Consider the following 22,203-nt stretch of genomic DNA (forward strand, 5'->3'; position numbering starts at 1 on the left):
GCTGACGAGTGGGGTGGGGGCAGTGCGACGATGAGCGGTAGGGGCGACGATCACTTTTGGGCTAACCTAAGTCCGCAACCGCTCGATGCCTTGCGCCAGCGCCACATACAGCTTGCCCATGTCCGACGACAGCAGCGTCACGCCCAGCGCATTGCCGTCGCGCGTCGACAGCAACTGCCGCAGCATCGCTTCGAAATCATGGATGTAACGGTTCACATGCGCCTGGAATTCGCCATCGGTTTCATAATGCTGCTGCACCACGCGCGCATCGGATGCATCGAGCAGCGAGACCGCGCGGCGGGTGAAAATGCCGCGCTCGCCGCGCAGATACGAGGCCCACGCGCTTTCGGACACGTCGGATGACAGGATGCGCGCGATATCGATCGCGGTCGAATTGAGGCTTTCGGTGATCAGCGCGGTCCGTCTGGCGAAATCGCTGTCGACCTGTTCCTCGGCCTGTTCGCGCGCGCGGCCGACGCGGCTTTCCAGATTGCCCGCCAGTTCGTCGATCTTGGCCAGCTGGTCGCGCATCTGCACCGCGGTTTCGCGCGCGGAACTCGATGCACTGTCCATCGCCTCTTCCAGCCGCGCGATCAGCTGCGCGCCGCGCCCCTGCACGACTTTGGCCAGCGCCGCGCTCGTTTCCTCGCCAAACCGCGCGGCCAGGGCGCTGATCTGCGTGGCGGTCGTCTTGCTCAGATCCTCGCCCGCCTTGTGCGCGGCGGCCTCCAGCTCGGCGATCGCACCGGCCAGGCGCCGCTCGATCGATCCGCTCAGCGTATCGCTTTCGGCCTGTGCGCTGCGCAGGATGTCGCGGACATGCGCCAGGCGCCGTTCCTGTTCGGTGGCGCGCGCCAGCACGGTTTCGTTGATCGTGGTGATTTCGCCCAGCACGGTGCTCGCACGCGTGCCCGCACCGGCTATCGTCTCGGTCAGCACGCGCCCGGCATCGCCCGCCTGGTGGAGCGTGTCGCGCAAGGTATCCACGCGCGTTTCGATCCCGCCCAGCCCGGTCATCGCGTGGCTCAGCGCATCGGGGATGTGGGTGCGGGTGTGCCCGCTCGTCGCCTCGATCAGTTCGAGCAGGCGAACGGCCGAATCCGTCAGCAAGGCGATCGTCTCGTCGGTGCCCGCCAGCGCGCCGCGCGTGGCATTCAGGCGCGAGGTCAGCGTGGCCAGCGCCGCATCGACGATCGCGGCGGTGCGCGATCCTTCGTCGGCGGTGCTGTCGATAATCGTGGCGAAGCCGGCAACGCGTTCGGACAGCACGTCGCATGTCGCGGCCAGTTTCTCGATATTGTCGATCTGGCGCTGGCGCTGGGTATCGATCGTGTCGCCTGTCCGCACCAGCCGGGTGTCGATCGCATCGGCCATATCGGCGGCGGCAGCGGCCATCGCCGCGCGGCGCTGCCCGATCGCGCTGTCGATCGCGTCGAGCCGCGTCGCAAACCCGTCGGCGGTGGCATTCAGCGCGGCCTCGAGCGCATGGCGCCGCGCGGCCAGCGCTTCATCGACATGGCCCGCCTCGTCGACCAGCGTTCGGCCCAGCGCGCCAGCGCTTTCCTCGAACCGGCGCAGGCGATCGCGCGATGCGGCAACGAGGTCGTCATGATCGCGCCCGACTTCCTCGATCGCGCGCGCCAGCGACGCGGCGACTTTGCGCACATCGCCATCGAGCGCGGCAATCCGCGTGGCGAGCGCGCCCAGGCTGTCTTCCTCGGCGCGCGACAGCACTTCGCGCTGCCCGGCCAGTTCATGCGCCAAAGTTTCCGCGCGCGCGCGAATCCCGGCAAGCGCCGTAATTTCCTCGCGGTCGATACGCGCGCGCTGTGCTTCCAGCTCGTCGATCACTGCGCGCAGCCGTACTTCACCGGCGAGGCCAATCCGTTCAGTCGCCGACGCAAAGGCATCGAGCGCGGTATCGACTTGCGCCCGCACATCGTCGACCTTGCGCCCGCTGGCGGTGCCGAATTCGTTGAGCCGGTTGAACCCGTCGATCAGGTCGTCGAGGTGGCTCTCTGCCGTGCGCCCGGCATTGGCGATCGAATTGGCCGCATCCTTGGCCGAATTGCTGATCACCGGCAGATGCGCGCGCAGCGTTTCGATATTGTCGAGCGCCTTGGCCGCGACCACGCCGATATGGTCCATGTCGCGACTCTGGTCGGCAATCACGTCCTTCAGCGCTTCGGCCGATCCCGACAGGCGATCGACCGCGATCCGGCCCAGGCTTTCCAGATCGCGGCTTTGCGCCGCAATGAAATCGCGCGCCAGCGACAGTTCGACATTCATCGCGCGCAAACGATGATCGAGCTCGCGGCTTTCATCGGCCAGCGCGTGGATCACGACGGCATGGCGGCTTGCATCGCGCAAGGTCGTGCGTGCGATCAGCACGCCCACCAGCACCAGCATCACCGGCAATGTCCACCCGGCGACCATTTCGACCACCATTTCGGGCGTAACCCCGTGGCGAAGTCCGGCAGCCTTGCCCACGCCGAACAGCACCGTCCATGCAACGATCAACGCCGTGGCAAGCGCCGGAACGAGCCAGCGCAATCGGCCGACAGGCGCCTCATCGGCCATAGTGTCGTCGGCGAAATCATCATGCGCGGCAAGCGTGCGCGGAGCCCCAGTCTCGGCATGCTCGTCCGGCCCGCCATCGACCGGCCTGCCGTCGACCTCACTGCCGTCGAGCGCGATAATGCGTGATCCCCCGTTCATGAATGGGACACTATCACGCTTTGTGACCGAAGCGACAGTGTGCGCGTACGATTTTCCTGCGGTCTAACCCGGCGTTAATACTGATCGTGGCATAGCGTGCACCATGGCTTATCTGGGCGAAACGATCGACGCGCATCTGGTCGCGGCGCTGGGCGATGATCCTGCGCTGTTGCGCGAATTGCGCCGGGCGTTTCTCGACAGCGCGCTGTCTGCGCTCAATCTGCTCGAACGCGCACGCTGCGATGCCAACTGGCGCATGGCGGGCGAGCGCCTGAAGGGCCTTGCCGCGACATTTCACGGGGCGGAACTGGTCACGCTGGCCGAAGCCGCGATCGCCGGTGCGCCGGGCGATCCAACGGTGTTGCGCCGTATCCGCACCTTGCTCGCCGAAATCGATCCTGCGGCCTGATCGGATGATCTGACACGGCGGCTTGGCAGGTTGCCATGCTGCGCCTAGGGTCGCACTTGCGCGGGCGTGGGGTCATGCGGCTATCGGGAGATCGAGGTCCTTGCGGGTCGCATTGCTGTCACTGACTGATGCCATCGCGGGCGAACCATCCGGCGGCGCAGGCCTGCGCGGATATCTGACGATCGGCGGGCGATCGCTGGCGCGGCACCAGCTCGGGCTGGCCCTGGCACTGGGCTGTACCCGGATCATCGTGGTGACAGAGGCATTGACCGGCGAGGTCATTGCGCTGCAGCATGCGACGGAGGCTGGCGGAGCGCGGTTTCACGTTATTGCGCAACCCCATGCGCTGCTGCCGCTGATCACGGCCGAAGACGAACTGTTCGTGATGGCCGATGGCCTGCTTGTCCTGCCCGAGGCGGCGCTTGCACGGCTGGAAGAGGGCCCGGGCGTTCTCGCGCTGCCGGTCGAGGCCGGCACCGCCGCCGGTTTTGAACGGATCGACATCAACCACGCCTTCGCCGGAATGATCCGAATGCCCGGGCGGCTCGTCGCGGGGTTGGGCGAACTGCCGCCCGAATGGAACGCACATGCCGCGCTGTTGCGCCTGGCGGTGCAGGGCCGCGTGCCGCTGCGCCTGTTGCCCGAGGCGCTGCTCGGCGATGGCCGGTGGGTCATCGTGCGCAACGAGGATGAGGCGCATGCGGCCGAGCCGGTGTGGCTGCGGCTGCACACGCAAAGCGCGCATGTGCGCAGCCCGGGCGAATGGATCGCGGGGCAACTGGTGCACAGTGCCGGGCCGGCGCTGCTTCATGCCGGCACCCGGCCTTGGGTGGTGGCGATGGGCGGTGTGGTTGCGCTGTTGCTGGCTGTGGGGTCGGGCTGGTTCGGCTGGCCCACGGCGGGCTTCGTGCTGCTGGCGCTGGCCTGGGTGCTGGTGCGCGTGGCGGCGCTGATGACGCGGATCGAGCGACAATCGTTGCTCGAAACCGGCAAGACGCCGCCCACGGGTCTGATTTTCGAGCTGGCGATCGATGCCGCGTTTGTCCTGCTGGCGATCTGGCGCAGCGATCTGGCGCTGGTGCCGGGCGTGCCGTTCGGCGTAAGCTGGTTTCCGCCGGTAATCTTTATTCTGCTGCTGCATTTTACCCCGCGCGTCATGCCGCAGGGCCGCTGGGCGTGGTGGTTGCGCGATCGGCTGGTCACCGGGCTCGGTTTCGCGGTGGTCAGCGCCGTGCTGCCGTTCGATTATTGCCTGCGCGCGGTGATTCTCGCGCTGGTGGTATGGGCCATGGTCGTCACGCCCGAACATGGCGGCTCGGCTAACCCCGGGTTAACCACCCGCGAGTAAGCTGACGCGCATGGACCAGGCAGTATTTTCGGATAGCGACACGGGCGGGGAGACAGGCGGCGCGCTGGCAACAGCCGACCGGCGTCTTTCTGCTTGCGGTGAAACGCTGGAACGCATGGTCGTGACCGGGCCCAGCCGCCTGCTCGATGATGAAACGGTGGCGCGGGTGCGCGCGCTGACCGGCGATCTGGCGGCGCAACTGGCCGGCACAGACCGCGATCTGGCCAACGCGGTGCATGCGATGCTGGTGGGCAACCGCGCGATCCTGACGCATTGTCATGCACTTGCGGTCGAATGGCGTCTCGCCATGCGGCTGTCGGCGCGGCTGGCGCTCGATCCGGTGCTGCCGCCGCTGGTCCAGCGCCATTGCGCAACGATGATGGGCCTGATTGCGGCGCAGACGCGCTCGTTCGAGGCGACGCGGCGCATGCTTCTGGTAGCGGGAGATCTGCCGGCCGATCTGCAAAATCTTGCCTATGCGACTGTCCGTGCGGCGCGTGCCGATCATGCCCTGACGCACCTTGCCGACGCGCGCGCCGATGACAACGGTGGCCGGCTCGCATTGTTGCATCAGGCGGTCGCCGGGCTGGGCGAAGACCTCGATCACGCGCTGCGGGTCGATGAAGCGGGCGTCTCGCTGTTTTTTACCGCGCTGGCGATCGCCTCCGGGCATCCGCGCGAAACCGTCGTGCTGGCCACTGCCGAGGATGATCCTGTCCGGCTTGCGCTGTTGCTGTGCGCCACCGGGCTGCCGCGCGATGATGTCGCGCGGCAATTGCTGGCGTTGCGGCCCGATGCCGATATCGCGCTGGCCGATGCCGCACCCAATGCAGTGGCCGCCGAAGCGCTGCTGGGGGCCGTGCGATGAGCGCGATCGTCGCGGTAACGGGCCAATGCGATGCCGCCGATCGTCTGATCGAGGCGGACGAGGCGCTGGCCGGATTGCAGACACGCTGCGGCGGCGATCTGCCCGGCGTGCTGGCCGTGCCCGCATTGCTCGCGCTCGTGCGCCACACACGCGTATCGGGCGTGGCGCAATCGCGGATCATCGGCGCGCTCGATGATGGCAAGCCGGTCGGTTTTCTCGCCAGCGTCACGCCGGTCGCTGGCGGTACGCACATCGAGCTGAGCCAGTGGCGCCTGATGGGCGACGGCCTGCCCGATGCGGCACCGGCCGATGTGCTGTTGTACCAGACGGCGGCGCTTCACGCGCTGCTCGATACCGATCAGCGCGTGCTGTCGGTCGACCTGCGCGTGCCTGACAGTGCAATGGGCGATCGCGCTTTGGCCGACCTGGCCGCGCACTGGCGCGCCGATCGCGACAATGTCTGGTCGCGCAGCGTCGAACTGGTGGGCGTCGCGCATCGCCAGCCGTTGCACTGGCGCCTGATCGATGACACCGCGATCCGGATTCCGGGCTCGGCGCAGATGTGGCGTGCGCGGCTGTTGCCGCGCGGCGATGTCGGGTTCGACTTGCTGATCCTGCCTGATGCGATCGGCGATATAGCGGGGACTGCCGCGCCCAGGGCCGAACCCGAACAGAGCTGGTCGCGTATGATCGGCCGCGATCTCGCACCGGCGCTGCGCCAGCCGATCAATCGCATCGTCGCCAATGCCGAAACCATCCGCACCCGGCTCGCCGGGCCGCTGGTCGACGAATATGCCGGCTACGCTGCCGACATCGCCGAAGCAGGCCGGCACCTGCTCGCGCTTGTCGAAGACCTGGCCGATCTCGATGCCGTCGAGGCGCCCGAATTCAACCCTGCGCCCGACCGCATCGACCTGTCCGACTGTGGCCGCCGCGCGGCCGGCATCCTGGCCATGCGCGCCGCCGAACGCGGTATAACGCTGATTTCACCGAACGAGGATCATACCATTCCCGCAACGGGCGAATTCCGGCGCGTCCTGCAGATCCTGCTGAACCTGATCACCAATGCGATCCGTTACGGCCCCGAACGGTCTTCGGTGCAGATCGAAACCGGCGGCAATGCGCAGACCGCCTGGGTCGCAGTGAGCGACCAGGGTGCCGGGCTGAGCGCGGACCAGGCGGCGCACGTGTTCGACAAATTCGAGCGCCTGGGCCGCACCGGCGACGGCGGCAGCGGCCTGGGCCTGTACATTTCGCGCCGCCTGGCCCGCGCGATGGGCGGCGATCTGGTGGTGGCACAAGACGGCCCCGGCGCGCGGTTCGTGCTGACATTGCCGGGACGCGCAAACGCCTGACAACCGCCAGCGCCGGACACCCCTCCCCCAAGGGGAGGGGCTCAAGCAATCAGCGCTTGTCCATCGCCACGTAATCGCGCGCCGCGGCGCCCGTATACAGCTGACGCGGACGTCCGATCTTCTGGCCTGGATCGGAAATCATTTCATTCCATTGCGCCACCCAGCCGACCGTGCGCGCCAGGGCGAACAGCACGGTGAACATGGTGGTGGGGAAACCGATCGCCGACAGGATGATGCCCGAATAGAAATCGACGTTCGGAAACAGCTTCTTTTCCACGAAATACGGATCGTTGAGCGCAATTTCCTCGAGCCGCAGCGCGGTTTCGAACAACGGATCGGTGACTTTGAGCGCCTTGAACACTTCCTGCACGGTCGTCTGCATGACGGTCGCGCGCGGATCGTAGTTCTTATAGACGCGGTGGCCAAAGCCCATCAGGCGGAACGGGTCGTTCTTGTCCTTGGCACGATCGATATAATGCTGGATACGATCGGGAGTGCCGATTTCGCGCAGCATATTCAGCGCGGCCTCGTTGGCGCCGCCATGCGCCGGGCCCCACAGGCAGGCGATGCCGGCGGCCATGCACGCAAACGGATTGGCACCCGAAGACCCGGCAAGGCGCACGGTCGAGGTCGAGGCATTCTGTTCATGGTCGGCGTGCAGGATGAAAATGCGGTCCAGCGCGCGTTCGACTTCGGGCACCACTTCGTATTCTTCCGCCGGCACGCCAAAGGTCATGCGCAGGAAGTTGCCGGTGTAGGACAGGCGGTTGTCCGGATACATGAACGGCTGACCCAGCGAATACTTGTACGCCATTGCCGCCAGCGTGGGCATCTTCGCGATCAGGCGATGCGAGCTGATCGTGCGGTGCACGGGGTCGGCAATATCGGTCGAATCGTGATAAAACGCCGACAGCGCACCGACGACGCCGCACATGATCGCCATCGGGTGCGCATCGCGGCGGAAACCGCTGTAAAAACTGCTGAGCTGCTGATGGACCATCGTGTGGCGGGTGATCGTGCGCGAGAAATCGTCGAGTTCCGCCTGGCTGGGCAGTTCACCGTTCAGCAGCAGGTAGCTGACTTCCATGAAGCTCGAGTTTTCGGCGAGCTGCCCGATCGGATAGCCGCGATGCAGCAGTACGCCTTCGTCACCGTCGATATAGGTGATGGCGCTGTCGCAACTGGCGGTGCTGGTAAAACCGGGGTCATAGGTAAACGCGCCGGTCTGGCCATACAATTTGCGGATATCGATGACGTCGGGGCCGATCGTGCCGCTCAAGACCGGCATCGTCACGGTCTTGCCGGCGGCGTTCAGCGTAGCCTGGTTCTCGCTCACGTCTCAATCCTTCCTGTAAATCTGGCAATTCGTAATGAGATAACGCGTGGAAGGTGTCGGGGTTCTCATGGTCCTGACACCGCCGCATCCGCAATCGTCGCCTGGTCGCCAATCCGACCGAGCGTTTCATCGCGGCCGATCAGCACGAGCACGTCGAAAATACCCGGTGATGTGGTCTGGCCGGTCAGCGCCGCACGCAGCGGTTGCGCCAGCTTGCCCAGGCCCAGCCCGCGTTCGGTGGCCAGATCCTTCAGCGCAGCCTCGATCGCGTCGTGGGTCCAGTCGGTCAGTGCCGACAGGCGTTCATGCGCCTGTGCCAGCAATGCGCGGGCGTCGGGCGTCAACAGCGCTGCGGCCTTGGCATCGGGCTCGATCGGGCGCTTTGCAAACAGGAACCCTGCCGACTGCGCCAGTTCGTTCAGATCGGCGGCGCGCACTTTGAGCACGGGCATGGCCTGTTCGAGCAGAGCAATTTCGGTCTGGCCGAGGCGGCGCGCGACATCATCGGCCAGTCGCATATCATCGGCCAAGCGCAGATAATGCCCGTTGAGATTAAGCAGTTTTTTCAGATCGAACCGTGCCGCGCCCTTGTTGACGTCGGCGATGTCGAACCATGCGACTGCCTGTTCGCGGCTGATGATGTCGTCATCGCCGTGGCCCCAGCCGAGCCGCAACAGGTAGTTGATCACCGCCTCGGGCAGCATGCCGAGTTCGTCGCGATAGGCATCGACGCCCAGCGCGCCGTGACGTTTCGACAGCTTTGCGCCGTCGGCGCCGTGGATCAGCGGGATATGCGCATAAGCCGGGTCGGGCCAGGTGCCGTCGATTGCGTGCATCGCGCGGATCACGACCAGCTGGCGAAAGGCGTTGTTGATATGATCATCGCCGCGAATGACGTGGGTGACGCCCATGTCATGATCGTCGACGACCACCGCCAGCATGTAGGTCGGCGTACCGTCGCTGCGCAGGATCACGAAATCGTCGATTTCGCGGTTGCCGACGGTGATGCGCCCCTGGACCAGGTCTTCGATTACCGTCTCGCCGTCGCGCGGCGCCTTGGCGCGAACGACATACGCCTGATCGGCCGGCCAGGCCGCCGGATCGGCGTCGCGCCATTCGCTGTCGATGCGGAACGGGCGGCGTTCGGCCTGGGCGGCTTCGCGGCGGGCGGCAAGTTCGGCCTGGGTCAGGTAACAGCGATAGGCCTGGCCCGCATCGAGCAACTGGTGCGCGACTTGCGCATGACGATCGGAGCGCGCGAACTGCATCACCGGCGCTTCATCACCATCCAGCCCGAGCCATGACAGGCCGTCGAAAATCGCCTCGATCGCCGGCTCGGTCGAGCGTGCGCGATCGGTATCCTCGATCCGCAGCAGGTAAGTGCCGCCGTGATGGCGCGCAAACAGCCAATTGAACAGCGCGGTGCGTGCGCCGCCGATATGCAGATACCCGGTGGGAGAAGGAGCAAAACGGGTGACCACCGCGCGATTGCGGTCCGAAGCGGCAGAATTGGTCACAGTCGCGCTTGCCATTCCGGCCATAGTCCTATCACTGCGATGCCATGCCAGAACCGGCGCAAACCGCAAACCCGACCGCGACAGATCCGGACCTTTCGACAAGGCTCGGCAGGGGCAAGACTCGCGACATCCGGGGGCCGCGATGGCTTCGCAAACCCTGGCCCGCGCATTGGGACAGTTTCGATTACTTGTCCAGTGTGCAGCGCAATATCGAACGATTCCTGAGTGATCGGCCGCACGAGCGCGGGCCATGGCTGGTGGTGGCATTTGGCGCGGGAATCGCTGTGTGGATCATGCTGCCGGGGCCTTGGCAATGGGCCGCATTCCTGGCGTTGTGCGTTGCGGCCATGGCGTTGTCCGCGCTGATCGCCCAGGACGGCCGGGCGGACCATTGCCGCATGGCGATCATCGGGCTGAGCCTGATGGCCGCGGCAGGGTGTGCGACAATCTGGATGAAATCGTCGCTGGTCGGGCAGGTGCCATTGCCGGCCCGCGAAAACGTGATGATCGCGGGGCGGATCATCGACCGGCAGGACAATGGCGCGGCGGGGCGCGTGCGGCTGGTGCTAGCGGCGCGGATCGCCGGACGCGAGCAGCCTGCGCTGATCCAGGTCGATCTGCCTGACCAGCTCGATCAGCCCGGGCTCTCGCTCGGCGCGTCGATCGTGGCGCACGCGCGGCTGAGTCCGCCGGCGCCGCCGATGCTGCCCGGTGCGCGCGACTTCGCGTTTTCGGCATGGTTCGAAGGGCTGGTGGCGACAGGATCGATCAGCGGGCGGATCACAGTGCTGGCGCCGGGAAAAGCGCCGACATCGTTACGCGCAGTGCAAGCGGGTTTGCGCGATCATATCCTGGCGCATCTGGGCGGACCTGCGGGCGCGATCGCCGTGACACTGGCCACCGGCGACCGCGGCGCGATTGGGCGCGGTGATGCCGATGCGATGCGCGATGCGGGGTTTGCGCATTTGCTGGCGATCGGCGGTCTGCATGTCAGCGCGGTAATTGCCGCTGTGTATCTGCTGGTGTTTCGCGGCTTGGGGTTGGTGCCGTGGATTGCGCTGCGCGTGCGGCTGCCGCTGGTGGCGGCGCTGTGCGGTGCGCTGGCAGGCATCGGGTATTGCCTGCTGACCGGCGCGCAAGTGCCGACGGTGCGTGCGGTGGCGGGAGCGGTGCTGGTGCTGGGCGCGCTGGCGATCGGGCGCGATCCGCTGTCGATGCGGTTGCTGGCGGTAGCGGCGCTGGTTGTCCTGCTGATCTGGCCGGAATCCTTGATGGGCGCGAGTTTCCAGATGAGTTTCGGAGCGGTCGTTACGATAATAGCGATCCACGGCCTGGGATGGGCGCGCGAGTTCGGCGCGTGGCGCGACGAGGGGGTGCTGCACCGGCTGGCGCGGCGGCTGGTCATGCTGTTGCTGGGGGGGCTCGCGATCGAATTTGCCCTGATGCCGGTGGCGCTGTTCCACTTCCACCGCGCAGGGGTTTATGGCGCGCTGGCCAATCTGGTCGCAATCCCGCTGGTGACGGTGGTGACAATGCCATGCCTGGCGTTGGCGCTGGCGCTCGATACCGTGCACTGCGGCGGGCCGGTGTGGTGGGTTATCGGACGCTCGCTCGATCTGGTGCTGTGGATTGCGCATACCACTGCGGATATTCCGGGCGCAGTGACCACGCTGCCGGCGATGGCGGGCTGGGTCTATGCATTGTGGATTGCGGGCGCGCTATGGCTGGCGCTGTGGAGCGGGCGCGTGCGGGGATGGGGGCTGGTGCCGATCATTGCGGCCGTGATTGCGTGGTCGAGCGCGCGCCCGCCCGACATCCTCATTTCGGGCGACGGGCGGCATGTCGGGATAACAGGGCTGGGGCCCGACCTGGTCGTGTTCAGCCAGGGGCGCGGCGGTTTTGCGCGGGAGATAGTGTTGGAAACGGCGGGGATGTCGGGTGCCACACATGCGCTGGAGCAATGGCCGGGGACCCGCTGCTCGCATGATTTCTGTGCGCTGGCGATTGTGCGCGAACATCGCCGGACCGTGCTGCTGATCGCGCGCAGTCATCGGCGGGTCGAGGATAGTGCCTTGGCGCAGGCTTGCGCGCAAAGCGATCTGGTGATTGCGGATCACGCTTTGCCGGCAAGCTGCCGGCCGCGCCGTCTTCTGGCTGACGGTGCGATGCTTGCGCGGACGGGCGGTCTGACCATCGATCTGGCGAGCGGTGTGGTGCACACCGTGGCCAGCACCAGCGGACGGCATCCCTGGCTCGTGTGGCGGTGATCCGTATTCACAGGACCCGGCGCTTTTGCCGCGAGAGCAGGAAAGACGCACAACCCCGGATCAAGTCCGGGGTGACGGCGGCGAATGCTGGACCATTAGCCCCCAATCGCCGTCCCGGATATGATCCGGCCGATTACGCCTTGACGCGCGGGCGCCCAAGATAATCGCGCTTGCCGATCTGCATGCCCTTTGACCGAAGGATGTCATACGCAGTGACAGCGTGAAAATAGAGATTGGGTTGCGCAAACGACAACAGGAAGTCCTCGGCGACAAAATCCAGCACGAGCGCGCCGGCATCGAATCGCATGTCCTTGCCGACATAGCTGTTCAGATCTTCGGCATCGACAGCTTCAAGCGCTACGATCGTTCGACCGACCAGTTCGCGCAAGGCGACCATCGTCGCTGGCGGAGCAGAGCGGTCGGGATGAATCACCCCGGCTCGCAGAGCTTCGAGCGCGCCCAGTGAATGCGTGGTCGTTGCCCGGATCTGATAGGCAAACGGCAGCATGTCATCCGCCAGCCGGGCCTGGATCAGTTCGTCTGGAGCAAGGCCTGTTTCAGCGCAGAACGCCTCGGCTTTGTCCAGCAATCCGGAAATCGAGTGAAGGACCTGAAGCCACGCGGGTACGGTTGCGGAATAGAGCGTGATGGACATGATGATCTTTCTGACGGAGCCAGCGCCTTAATGATAGCGGCGCAGCAATCCGGCAAGCTTGCCCTGTACCTGGACTTCGCCAGCGGCATAGAATTGCGGTTCGTAGGCGGCATTGGCCGGATCGAGCCGCACACCGCCTTTTTCGCGGCGCAGGTATTTCAACGTCGCCTCTTCGCCGCGCACCAGCGCCACGACAATCTCGCCATCGCGGGCGACGTCGGTGCGGCGGATCAGCGCGAAATCGCCGTCGAGAATGCCCGCCTCGACCATCGAATCGCCCGAAACTTCGAGCGCGTAATGTTCGCCCGGGCCAAGCAGCGCGGCAGGGACCGGCAGCATCGCGTGGCCTTCCATCGCCTCGATCGGCATGCCTGCGGCAATGCGGCCATGCAGCGGCACTTCGATGACGTCGTTGGCGGGGCGCGGTGCCTCGATGCGAGGGAGCGCAATCGGCGCGGATTTGGGCACCAACACCGAAACCGGTGTGGCCGCGCGCGCGGCGCTGCGCGGGCTGGCCGTATCGGGCTCCCGGATCACTTCGAGCGCGCGGGCGCGGTTGGGCAGGCGGCGGATAAAGCCGCGTTCTTCCAGCGCCGAAATCAGCCGATGCACGCCCGATTTTGATTTCAAGTCGAGCGCTTCCTTCATTTCCTCAAACGAGGGAGAAATTCCGGAATCTTCCAAACGCACCTGGATGAACGACAACAGTTCATGCTGTTTTTTCGTCAGCATCGTCCGGTCTCCCGCTATGAGGCCCAACGCCCCGGAAACTGCCCACCATTTGGTGAACGAATGCGGAACGATTAGGCAACCAAGCGGGACAAGTCAAGCATTCTCAGGGCTTTCGGTCCATTTCCGCCTGGTCGTCAATCCAGCGCGGTCAGATAGACGGTAACCGGTGTTCCAGCAGGGACGGCATCGGCGCCTGCGGGACGCACGACCAGCGCATTGGCGCGGGCCAGCGGCGACAGCGCGCCGGAATCCTGCAGGCGATCGAGCGTCACGCCGGTGCCATCCCAAACCCCGCGCAGAAATTCCATGCGGCCGCCACCCCTGGCCATCGGCGTGGCCAGCGGGACCATGACCGGCACGGGCAGTACGCGGGTTGCGCCAAGGGCCGCACGCAACAGCGGCAGCAGAAACAGGAACCCTGTCACATAGGCCGCGGCCGGGTTGCCCGGCAGCCCGAGAATGACCTGGGCCCCGCGCTGTGCAATCAGCAACGGCTTGCCCGGCTTGATTGCCACGCGCCAGAAATCGGGTTCGATGCCCATCTTTGCGAGCGCGGGGCGGATCAGGTCGTGATCACCGATCGAAGCGCCGCCGCTGGTGACGATCACATCGGCATCGAGCGCAGCCTCGAACGCCGCAATCAATGCGTCGATGCGGTCGGGCACCGGCCCGATCCGCGTCGTTTCGACGGGCAGGCGCGCAGCAAGCGCGGCGAGCATCGGCCCATTGCTGGCGGGAATCTGGTGCCATGCGCGAACCGTTCCCGATCCCGCCAGTTCGTCGCCGCTGTCGATCACGGTCACGCGCAGCTTGCGGCGGACGGCCACGCGATCGTGCCCCGCCGCAATCGCCAGCCCGGTGGTGGCAGCATCGATGCGCCAGCCGGCCGGCAGGATGACGTCGCCCTCGCCGAAATCCATCGCGCGCGGACGAATATGACGCTCGGTCGGATCGGGCGCGGTGCCGTCGAGCAGCAGCGTATCGTTTTTGGCCGCACTATCCTCTTTCAGCAGGATCATGTCGGCGCCCCCGGGCAGGACCGCGCCGGTGCTGATCCGGACGGCCTCGCCTGTGCCCACAGTGCCGGCAAAAGGATGCCCGGCGGCGCTTTCCCCGATGATCCGCCACGGGCCGGGCAAATCGGTCGCGCGCATGCCGAACCCGTCCATTGCGGAAAGCGGGGCTGCGGGCTGGTCACGCCTTGCGGCGAGCGGCTCGGCCAGAAAATACCCCAGCGCCTGCGTGATGTCGCGGTGTTCGACGGAAATTTCGGGAGCCAGCGCAAGCAGCCGCGCCTGCGCTTGTGCGAGCGGTAGCGGAGGATCGCGCGCGATCATGCCGCCCGCCATGGTCCGGACTTGCCGCCGCGCTTTTCGATCAGGCGCACGGCGTCGATGACCATGCCCTTGTCGATCGCCTTGGCCATGTCGTAGATCGTCAACAGCGCGATCGAAACCGCGGTCATCGCCTCCATCTCGACCCCGGTCTTCGCGGTCAGCGAGGCGGAGGCAGTCACAACCACGCCCCGATCGTCGAGCGTGAAATCGATCGCGATCGCATCGAGCCCCAGCGGATGACACAGCGGGATCAATTCGGATGTGCGCTTGGCGGCCATGATCCCGGCGATGCGCGCGGTGGCGATTACATCGCCCTTGGGCACGGTGCCCTCGGCGATCGCGGCGCGCGCCTGCGCACTCATCGTAATGCGCCCGCCGGCGATCGCGGCACGGTGGGTCGGCGTTTTTGCGCCGACATCCACCATATGCGCCTGGCCATGTTCGTCGAGATGAGTCAGCCTGGTCATGCCGGCGTCCATGCCAGACCGCCGCGCGTTATGAAAGCGCCAGCGCAATGCCCGCTTGTGCATGCAGCGCGGTCGTGTCGAACAGCGGCACCGGGCTGTCGCCCGCGCCGACGAGCAACATGATCTCGGTACAGCCGAGCACGATCGCCTGCGCCCCGCGATCTGCCATGCGCTGCATGACGCCGCGATAAGTCTCGCGCGAGTTTGGCTCTATTCGTCCGGCAACGAGCTCGTCATAGATGATCGCGTGCACCAATGCACGGTCGGGTTCATCGGGTACGACCACGTCGAGCCCAAATCGTTCTGCCAGGCGGCGCGTGTAGAAATCCTGCTCCATCGTGAACCGCGTACCCAGCAGGCCGACCCGCGTCAGCCCTTTGTCAGCGATAGCCGCGCCGGTGGGGTCGGCGATATGGATCAGGCGAATTGCCGCCTTTGCTTCGATCGCGGGCGCGCATTTGTGCATCGTGTTGGTGCAGATCATCAATGCATCGGCGCCTGCCGCTTCGAGCTTCAATGCTGCGCCGACCATAAGCGCGGTCAATGTGTCCCAGTCGCCCGCCGTTTGCAGCGCGGCGATGTCGGCAAAATTGAAAGACCACACCAGCAGCTGCGCCGACGCCATCGGCCCGTTCGCATCGCGCACGCCCTGGTTGATCAACCGATAATATTCCGCGGTGCTTTCCCAGCTCATCCCGCCGATCAGGCCCAGTGTTTTCATGCGGTAATGCTAATCGGGAAATGTGGCCATTATGCGGCAAATCCGCCCGGAACCGGGGAGGTCACAGACCCGAAGGGGCTGACGGAGGGGTCTGGCCCCAGGCGCTGACCTGTCATGGTGCGACTATTCAGGCGTTTCCGCGTGGGGCAAGGCCCCTCCACCAGCTTCGCTGGTCCCCCTCCCCGTCTCGGGGAGGATCAGCTTGCGCGTCGCGGCTTCGATGTTGTCCTGTCGCATCAGGCTCTCGCCGACCAGGAATGTACGGACGCCGTGCTGCGCCAGGCGGAGGCAATCGGCGTGCGTGTTGATGCCGCTTTCGCCGACAACGAGTGCGCCTGTTGGTGCTAGAGGCGCGAGGCGTTCGGTTATCGCAAGATCGGTGACGAAGCGCTTGAGATCGCGATTGTTCACGCCGATCAGCCGCGATTGCAGCGCGTGGGCGCGCTCCATTTCGGCCTCGTTGTGCACTTCGACCAGCACGTCCATGTGGTGTTCGCGCGCGGCGGCCTCGATTTCGGCCATTTGCGTGTCATCAAGGGCGGCCACGATGATCAGGATCGCATCGGCACCGATCGCGCGCGCCTCTGCGCATTGCCACGGGTCGATCATGAAATCCTTGCGGATTACGGGCAAGTCGCAGGCGCCGCGCGCGGCGATCAGGTAGTCTTCATGGCCATGGAAATACGGTGCGTCGGTCAGCACCGACAGGCAGGCCGCGCCGCCTGCCTGATAGGCGCGCGCGTGATCGGCGGGATCAAAATCGGCGCGGATCAGGCCTTTTGACGGGCTGGCCTTCTTGATCTCCGCGATCAGCGCAAACCCTGTCGCGGCACGCGCACGCAGCGCCGCTTCGAACCCGCGCGGGGCAGTCTGTTCGCTGGCACGCGCAGTGAGCTCGGCGAGGCTGGTCATGGCCTTGCGCGCAATGACTTCCTCGCGCTTCGTGGCGCAGATTTCGGCGAGTTTATCGGTCATTTTGCATCCGTTACGGCAATCCAGCAATTCAGCAGCGCGTTGGCCAGGCCCTTGTCGATCGCTTCGGCGGCCTCTTCAACCCCGGCGTGCCAGTCGGTGACTTCACCTGCGACCATCAACGCGGCGGCGGCGTTGAACAGCACGGCGTCGCGATAGGCGCCGGTCTCGCCCAGCAACAGACGCCGTAGCGCCGCCGCATTGTGCATGGCATCGCCGCCGCCGATCGCGCCTGTCGGCGCAATCGGCAGGCCGGCATCGGCCGGCGCAATCCGCGTCATGTGCAGCGTATCACCCGCGACATCGGCAATCTCGTTGCCGCCGGCCAGGCTCAATTCGTCGAGGCCCTCGTCGCCCGACACGACAAATGCGCGGGTCGTACCGAGCCGCACCAGCGCGTCGCCATAGATCGGCACATAAGCCGGCCGCGCGATGCCGACCAGTTGCCGGGTCACCCCGGCAGGATTGGCGAGCGGACCCATCAGATTGAAAATCGTGCGTTCGCCGATTGCGCGGCGGATCGGCATGATCCGGCCGATCGCCGGGTGATGCCGCGCGGCGAACAGGAAACAGATGCCCAGATCGTGCAGCGTCGCCTCTGCGCTCTCGGCCGCGCGGTCGAGATTGAGCCCAAGCGCCTCCAGCGTGTCCGCAGCGCCGGCCTTGGAGCTGGCGGCGCGGTTGCCGTGCTTGGCCACGGGTACGCCGCAGGCCGCGACGACCAGGCTGACCGCGGTCGAGACGTTGAGCGTATGAAACCCGTCACCGCCTGTGCCGCAGACATCGATTGCGCCGTCGGGCGCGGTAATCGGGATCATCCGCGCGCGCATCGCCCGCGCGGCACCGGCGATTTCGGCTGCGGTTTCGCCGCGTCTGGCCAGAGCGATCAGGAACTGCGCGATCGCTTCATCGGCAAATCGTCCGTCGAGGATCGCGCCGAATGCGTGCTCGGCCTCATCCTCGGCCAGCGCTGCCGCGCCGACGTGGGGCAGGGCGGTCATATTGCAGCGAGTTCAGGCCCAGCAACGGGCAAGGCGAGCGGAGTGATGCCGCAAATGCTCAGGAAATTGGCAATCATCGCATGGCCATGCTGGGTCGCGATCGATTCGGGGTGAAACTGCACGCCGTGGATCGGCTTGGTCAGATGGCGGAAACCCATCACGTGCCCGTCGTCGGAGGTGGCGTTCACTGTCAGCACGGCGGGAATGTTCTCAACGATCAGCGAATGATAGCGCGTTGCGGTGACGGGCGAGGGGACGCCTGCAAAAACGCCGGTGCCATCGTGCGTCACCGGGCTGGTCTTGCCATGCATCAGCCCGCCGCGCACGACCTGGCCGCCGAAATACTGCCCGATCGACTGATGCCCCAGGCACACGCCGAGCAGAGGCAAGCCCGCATCGGCAGCGGCGCCGACCAGATCGAGGCTGATGCCCGCCTCATTGGGTGTGCACGGCCCCGGCGAGATCAGAAAACCGGTCGCGCCCGACGCTACCGCCTGCGCCGCGCTCAACGCATCGTTGCGCACGACATCGACCTTTGCGCCCAATTCCATCAGGTAATGGACCAGGTTCCAGGTGAAGCTGTCGTAGTTGTCGATGACGAGGATCATGGGCTGGTTCTTTCCATTAATTCCGGGCGACGATCAAGGGGGCGGCATCCCGATTCCAGCCGATTATGACCACTGGCCCATGCGCTTGGGCTGATGATCGACGATCTGATCTGAGCGTCGTTCGGCTCAACCCGCCAACTTCGCCTCATCGTCTTCCCGGATTTGATCCGGAAATACGACGAGGGCAGTGCAGCGACTATTGTCCGAACCGGGGCTCGCTGGCCACGCGGATCGCTTCGCGCGCGGCGGCGAACAAGGCGCCCGATTTGGCTTCGCATTCGCGGTGTTCGGATACCGGGTCGCTGTCGGCGACGATGCCGGCGCCGGCCTGGACGTGCATAACCCCGTCCTTGAGCACGGCGGTGCGCAGGACGATGCATGAATCGACCGAGCCGTCGGGCGCGAAATAGCCGACACCGCCGGCATAGGCGCCGCGCGTTTCGGGCTCGAGTTCGGCGATGATCTGGCACGCGCGCACTTTGGGCGCGCCGCTGACCGTGCCGGCGGGAAACCCGGCGAACAGGGCATCGACCGATGATGCGCGCGCGGTGTCGAGCCGGCCCACGACGTTCGAAACGATATGCATCACATGGCTATAGCGTTCGACATTGTAGCTTTCGGTCACGCGCACGGTGCCGGCCTGCGCCACGCGCCCGACATCGTTGCGGCCAAGGTCGAGCAGCATCAGGTGTTCGGCGCGTTCCTTGGGATCGGCGAGCAGGCTGGCTTCGTTGGCGCGGTCTTCTTCGGCGGTCTTGCCACGCGGGCGGGTGCCCGCGATGGGCCGGATGGTCACTTCGCCGTCGCGGATGCGCACGAGGATTTCAGGGCTTGATCCGATCAGCGCAAAACCTGGCATATCGAGGAAATACAGGAACGGCGACGGATTGATCCGACGCAGCGCGCGATACAGCGCCGAGGCGGGCAGCGGAAATGGTGCGGTAAACCGCTGGGCCAGCACGACCTGGAAGACGTCGCCGGCCTCGATGTAAGTCTTGGCCTTTGCCACCATCGCGCCATAGGCTTGCGGTGTCATCATCGCCTTGCGCGCCGGTTCGACCGGCGCACCGGCGAGGCGCGGCTCGGCGGGCAGCGGGCCATTCAGTCCGGCGAGCGCGGCGTCGATCCGCTCTGCAGCTTGCGCGATAGCCTGCGCCGGCTCGAGCATCGAGGCCCAGATCGGTGCGACCGCGAACAGTTCATCGCTCAGCCGGTCGAACACCAGGAGCACTGTCGGGCGCACGAACAGCATGTCGGGCAATTCGAGCGAACTGTCGGGCGCGCGCGGCAGTTTTTCGACCAGGCCGATCGTTTCGTAGCCAAAATAGCCGACCAGGCAGGCCAGCACCGGGGGCAAACCGGCGGGCACGTCGATCCGGCAACGATCGACCATCAGGCGCAGTTCGCGCAAGGCATCTCCCGCGAGCGGCACGAACGCCTGGCGGTCGGTCGCCCAGTCACGGTTGATTTCCGCCGCCGCGCCGCTTGCGCGAAACACCAGGTCCGGGGCGAGGCCGAGCAAGCTGTAGCGTCCGCGCACTTCGCCGCCCTGAACCGATTCAAGCAGGAAATCGCCGCGGCCTTCGTGCATCAGTTTCAGCGCAGCACCAACGGGCGTTTCGGTGTCGGCGATCAGCCGGCGCCACACCAGCGCAGGTTGCCCGGCCTGCAAGGCTTTCAGCGCGCCGGCGGCATTCTCGGGGGCTGCATCGGCAGCGACGTCGCTTAGCGCACCCGAAGCCATCACTGGCCCGCAGGCGCCGGCCCGCCGACCAGATTGCCGCGCACCGTGCGGATCGCGGTTTCATTGCGCTTCGATCCGATTTCGTGCGTGATCGCAGTGCGCAGCTGTTGCTCGTATTCGCGGCCGGTGGCCTTGCCCAGATCGCTCGACGCCTGGATCACCATCGGATCATTGGCCGCGATCGTGCCCGGCTCGATCGATGCCAGCGACAGCACCAGCCACCCGGCCTGGTTCGGCGCGGCCAGCTTCTTGGCACCCGGGTGCGTCATCGTGAACATCAGTGCGACGGGTGCAGGCACGCGCCCTTGCGCAGAGGCGACCTGTTCACGCGTGATCGCCAGGTGATCGACCGGCGCCAATGGCACGCCCAGCGCCTTGCCCGCAGCATCAAGCGGCGTGATCTTCGCCAGCGCGGCCAGGACTTTGTCCGCCGCCGCAGCCGCGCCATCGGCGCCCTGCTGGCGGGTCCAGTCGGCCGCAACCTGGGTCTTGATTTCGGCCAGCGGCGCGGGTGCCGCGCCACTGATCGCGCCGACGTCATAGACCGCAAAGCTTTCCCCGCCGGGCAACGCGGCGATCTGCGGCATGCCTTCGTGATCCATTGCAAACGCGGTCGCCAGCAGCGGCATCAATTGCGGCGGCAGCTTTGCGTCGGGCTTGCCCGGCTGCGAGCCGTCGGCGATCACCGGATCGGTCGTTTGCACAGTCAGTCCATACGTCTTGGCGACATCGGCCAGGCTGGTGCCACCCTCGACCTTTTCGCCGATCCGCGTCGCCATGTCGGTCAATGCGGCCTTGTGCCGTTCGGCCGTCAGCGCTGTCGCGATTTCGGCGCGCGCCTGGTCGAGTGTCTTGCCGGGTTTTTTGGTCACAGCATCGATACGCGCCACGACCCAGCCGAGGTCGCCCTTGGTGGGCACCATCGTCTGGCCCTGTGCGGTGGCAAACACGGCATCGGCGACCGGTTTGGAGCTGTCGATCGCGAATTTGTCATGCGTGGCATCGGTGATCTTGGCCGCGGACAGCCCTTTGGCTGCAGCTGCCGCCTCGATCGTCTTGCCGCCCTTGATCTCGGCGGCAAAGGCGGTTGCGGCCGCCTGTGTCGGCAGGATCACCTGCGTGACCGAGCGCAGTTCCGCCGGCGCATACAGCGCGGCGTTGGCCGCGTAACGCTTCTGGATATCGGCGTCGCTGGGGGTCGCCACTGTCTTGAGCGAAGCGCTGTCGATCACCGCATAGCGGATCGTGCGCCGTTCGGGCCGGTTGTAGCGCGCGATCTGCGTCTTGTAGAACGTGCCGATCTGCGCGTCGGTTGGCGCGGTTTTTGGCGCGAACGCGGCAGAGGGAATGAACAGCAGGTTGCCGGTGCGCTTTTCCTTGACCAACGCCGCATAGACTTGCGTGACGTTGGTGGGCATCATCGCACCTTCGTTGGCGCCGGCGAACACCAGGCGGCTCATCTGCCCTTTGGCGAGGTCGTCGCGCACCAATTTGTCGGTCAGTCCGCGCTGTGCCAGCAACTGGTTATAGGCTTCCTGGCTGAATTTGCCGTCCGGGCCCTGAAATGCAGCCAGCTTCGCGATCTCGCTATCGACCAGCCGGTCGCTGATCGCCACGCCGTATTTGCGGCCCCATTCCCAGCTGGCAGCACGATCGATCAGGCCGGTCAGCACTTCGTCGAAAGCGCCCTGCGCCAGGAAAGCCTTCATCGACAGTGTTGGCGAACGCTGGCGCTGGCTGTCGAACGAGGCGCGCACGGTCTTTTCGAGCTCGGCCGGCGCGATCGAGGTGCCACCCACTTTGGCTACGTAGTCCCCGTTCAGCAGATTGCCGCCGCTGATGCCGCTGACATCGGTACCGGCAAACGCGAGCACGATCAGAATGAGGAACACAAGGCCGACCACCGCGCCGATGCGCGATCTGGTCAGGGTACGGATAAAGTCGAGCATGACAGCCGATCGATAGCAGGAAAGTTGCAGGTGGCCTTAAAGTCTGATTCAATTTTCGCCAAGACTCGAATTGGGCGTTGCGGGATTTGCCGAAGGGCGCGCGATCGTTTCCCTGATAACGCCATTGCTGTTTTGCAATGCCCCTGTGCATTTGGTAGCGGCGCATTTGGTAGCGGCAATGACGCAGGCCGACTCCGCA

The 22,203-nt window shown here is 65.7% G+C and carries 18 protein-coding genes; 5 read left to right on the forward strand and 13 right to left on the reverse strand.

Annotated elements, in window-relative coordinates; all coding sequences use genetic code 11:
- Window positions 1–66: 66 nt before the first annotated feature.
- Window positions 67–2,718, reverse strand: coding sequence for a hypothetical protein (locus ACOOE2_RS09660; RefSeq protein ID WP_420382801.1), 2,652 nt, complete (start codon window positions 2,716–2,718; stop codon window positions 67–69).
- A gap of 103 nt (window positions 2,719–2,821) precedes the next feature.
- Between ACOOE2_RS09660 and ACOOE2_RS09665 the strand changes: the two genes are divergently transcribed.
- The 4 genes from ACOOE2_RS09665 to ACOOE2_RS09680 all read left to right on the forward strand — a co-directional run bounded on the left by ACOOE2_RS09665 (window position 2,822) and on the right by ACOOE2_RS09680 (window position 6,698).
- A complete protein-coding gene (locus ACOOE2_RS09665) occupies window positions 2,822–3,127 on the forward strand; it encodes an Hpt domain-containing protein (RefSeq protein WP_420382802.1) in 306 nt (101 codons plus the stop codon).
- Window positions 3,128–3,239: 112 nt separating this feature from the next.
- Entirely contained in the window at window positions 3,240–4,475 is a 1,236-nt protein-coding gene (locus ACOOE2_RS09670) for a hypothetical protein (protein ID WP_420382803.1), read from the forward strand.
- Between the two features lie 10 nt (window positions 4,476–4,485).
- Window positions 4,486–5,343 carry a hypothetical protein gene (locus tag ACOOE2_RS09675; RefSeq protein WP_420382804.1) on the forward strand — a complete coding sequence of 286 codons (858 nt, stop codon included), beginning with the start codon at window positions 4,486–4,488 and terminating at the stop codon, window positions 5,341–5,343.
- Window positions 5,340–6,698: a sensor histidine kinase gene (locus ACOOE2_RS09680; protein ID WP_420382805.1), complete on the forward strand. Its 1,359-nt coding sequence runs from the start codon at window positions 5,340–5,342 to the stop codon at window positions 6,696–6,698. The genes ACOOE2_RS09675 and ACOOE2_RS09680 overlap by 4 nt, the downstream gene beginning before the upstream one ends.
- A gap of 49 nt (window positions 6,699–6,747) precedes the next feature.
- Here ACOOE2_RS09680 and ACOOE2_RS09685 read toward each other — a convergent pair whose 3' ends face one another.
- Complete coding sequence (locus tag ACOOE2_RS09685; protein WP_420382806.1) at window positions 6,748–8,034, reverse strand: citrate synthase; 1,287 nt, start codon at window positions 8,032–8,034, stop codon at window positions 6,748–6,750.
- Between the two features lie 65 nt (window positions 8,035–8,099).
- Window positions 8,100–9,566, reverse strand: coding sequence for a glutamate--tRNA ligase (gene gltX, locus ACOOE2_RS09690; RefSeq protein WP_420382807.1), 1,467 nt, complete (start codon window positions 9,564–9,566; stop codon window positions 8,100–8,102).
- Window positions 9,567–9,748: 182 nt separating this feature from the next.
- Between gltX and ACOOE2_RS09695 the strand changes: the two genes are divergently transcribed.
- Window positions 9,749–11,818: a ComEC/Rec2 family competence protein gene (locus tag ACOOE2_RS09695; protein ID WP_420384590.1), complete on the forward strand. Its 2,070-nt coding sequence runs from the start codon at window positions 9,749–9,751 to the stop codon at window positions 11,816–11,818.
- 133 nt (window positions 11,819–11,951) lie between these two features.
- On the opposite strand, the gene ACOOE2_RS09700 is transcribed toward ACOOE2_RS09695, so the two are convergent.
- The 10 genes from ACOOE2_RS09700 to ACOOE2_RS09745 form a co-directional block, all read right to left on the reverse strand.
- Window positions 11,952–12,473, reverse strand: coding sequence for a DUF1993 domain-containing protein (locus tag ACOOE2_RS09700; RefSeq protein ID WP_420382808.1), 522 nt, complete (start codon window positions 12,471–12,473; stop codon window positions 11,952–11,954).
- A 27-nt stretch (window positions 12,474–12,500) separates the two neighbouring features.
- Window positions 12,501–13,205: a transcriptional repressor LexA gene (gene lexA, locus ACOOE2_RS09705; RefSeq protein ID WP_420382809.1), complete on the reverse strand. Its 705-nt coding sequence runs from the start codon at window positions 13,203–13,205 to the stop codon at window positions 12,501–12,503.
- A 134-nt stretch (window positions 13,206–13,339) separates the two neighbouring features.
- On the reverse strand, window positions 13,340–14,542 hold the full coding sequence (locus ACOOE2_RS09710; protein ID WP_420382810.1) for a molybdopterin molybdotransferase MoeA: 1,203 nt from the start codon (window positions 14,540–14,542) through the stop codon (window positions 13,340–13,342).
- Window positions 14,539–15,009 (reverse strand): cyclic pyranopterin monophosphate synthase MoaC, encoded by a 471-nt coding sequence (gene moaC, locus ACOOE2_RS09715; RefSeq protein ID WP_420382811.1) that lies wholly within the window; start codon window positions 15,007–15,009, stop codon window positions 14,539–14,541. Before moaC ends, ACOOE2_RS09710 begins: the two co-directional genes overlap by 4 nt.
- Before the next feature lie 28 nt (window positions 15,010–15,037).
- The gene (locus ACOOE2_RS09720) at window positions 15,038–15,730 is read right to left on the reverse strand and encodes an aspartate/glutamate racemase family protein (protein ID WP_420382812.1); all 693 of its coding nucleotides are present in this window, start codon (window positions 15,728–15,730) and stop codon (window positions 15,038–15,040) included.
- A 123-nt stretch (window positions 15,731–15,853) separates the two neighbouring features.
- Window positions 15,854–16,705, reverse strand: a complete 852-nt coding sequence (trpC, locus tag ACOOE2_RS09725; RefSeq protein WP_420382813.1) for an indole-3-glycerol phosphate synthase TrpC — start codon at window positions 16,703–16,705, stop codon at window positions 15,854–15,856.
- Window positions 16,702–17,703: an anthranilate phosphoribosyltransferase gene (trpD, locus tag ACOOE2_RS09730; RefSeq protein ID WP_420382814.1), complete on the reverse strand. Its 1,002-nt coding sequence runs from the start codon at window positions 17,701–17,703 to the stop codon at window positions 16,702–16,704. Before trpD ends, trpC begins: the two co-directional genes overlap by 4 nt.
- Window positions 17,700–18,311, reverse strand: coding sequence for an anthranilate synthase component II (locus ACOOE2_RS09735; RefSeq protein WP_420382815.1), 612 nt, complete (start codon window positions 18,309–18,311; stop codon window positions 17,700–17,702). The genes trpD and ACOOE2_RS09735 overlap by 4 nt, the downstream gene beginning before the upstream one ends.
- A gap of 196 nt (window positions 18,312–18,507) precedes the next feature.
- Window positions 18,508–20,055, reverse strand: a complete 1,548-nt coding sequence (locus ACOOE2_RS09740; RefSeq protein ID WP_420382816.1) for an anthranilate synthase component I family protein — start codon at window positions 20,053–20,055, stop codon at window positions 18,508–18,510.
- Window positions 20,055–22,004: a SurA N-terminal domain-containing protein gene (locus ACOOE2_RS09745; protein WP_420382817.1), complete on the reverse strand. Its 1,950-nt coding sequence runs from the start codon at window positions 22,002–22,004 to the stop codon at window positions 20,055–20,057. Before ACOOE2_RS09745 ends, ACOOE2_RS09740 begins: the two co-directional genes overlap by 1 nt.
- Between the last annotated feature and the right edge of the window lie 199 nt (window positions 22,005–22,203).

Source organism: Novosphingobium sp., from assembly GCF_965214355.1.
Taxonomy (GTDB): domain Bacteria; phylum Pseudomonadota; class Alphaproteobacteria; order Sphingomonadales; family Sphingomonadaceae; genus Novosphingobium.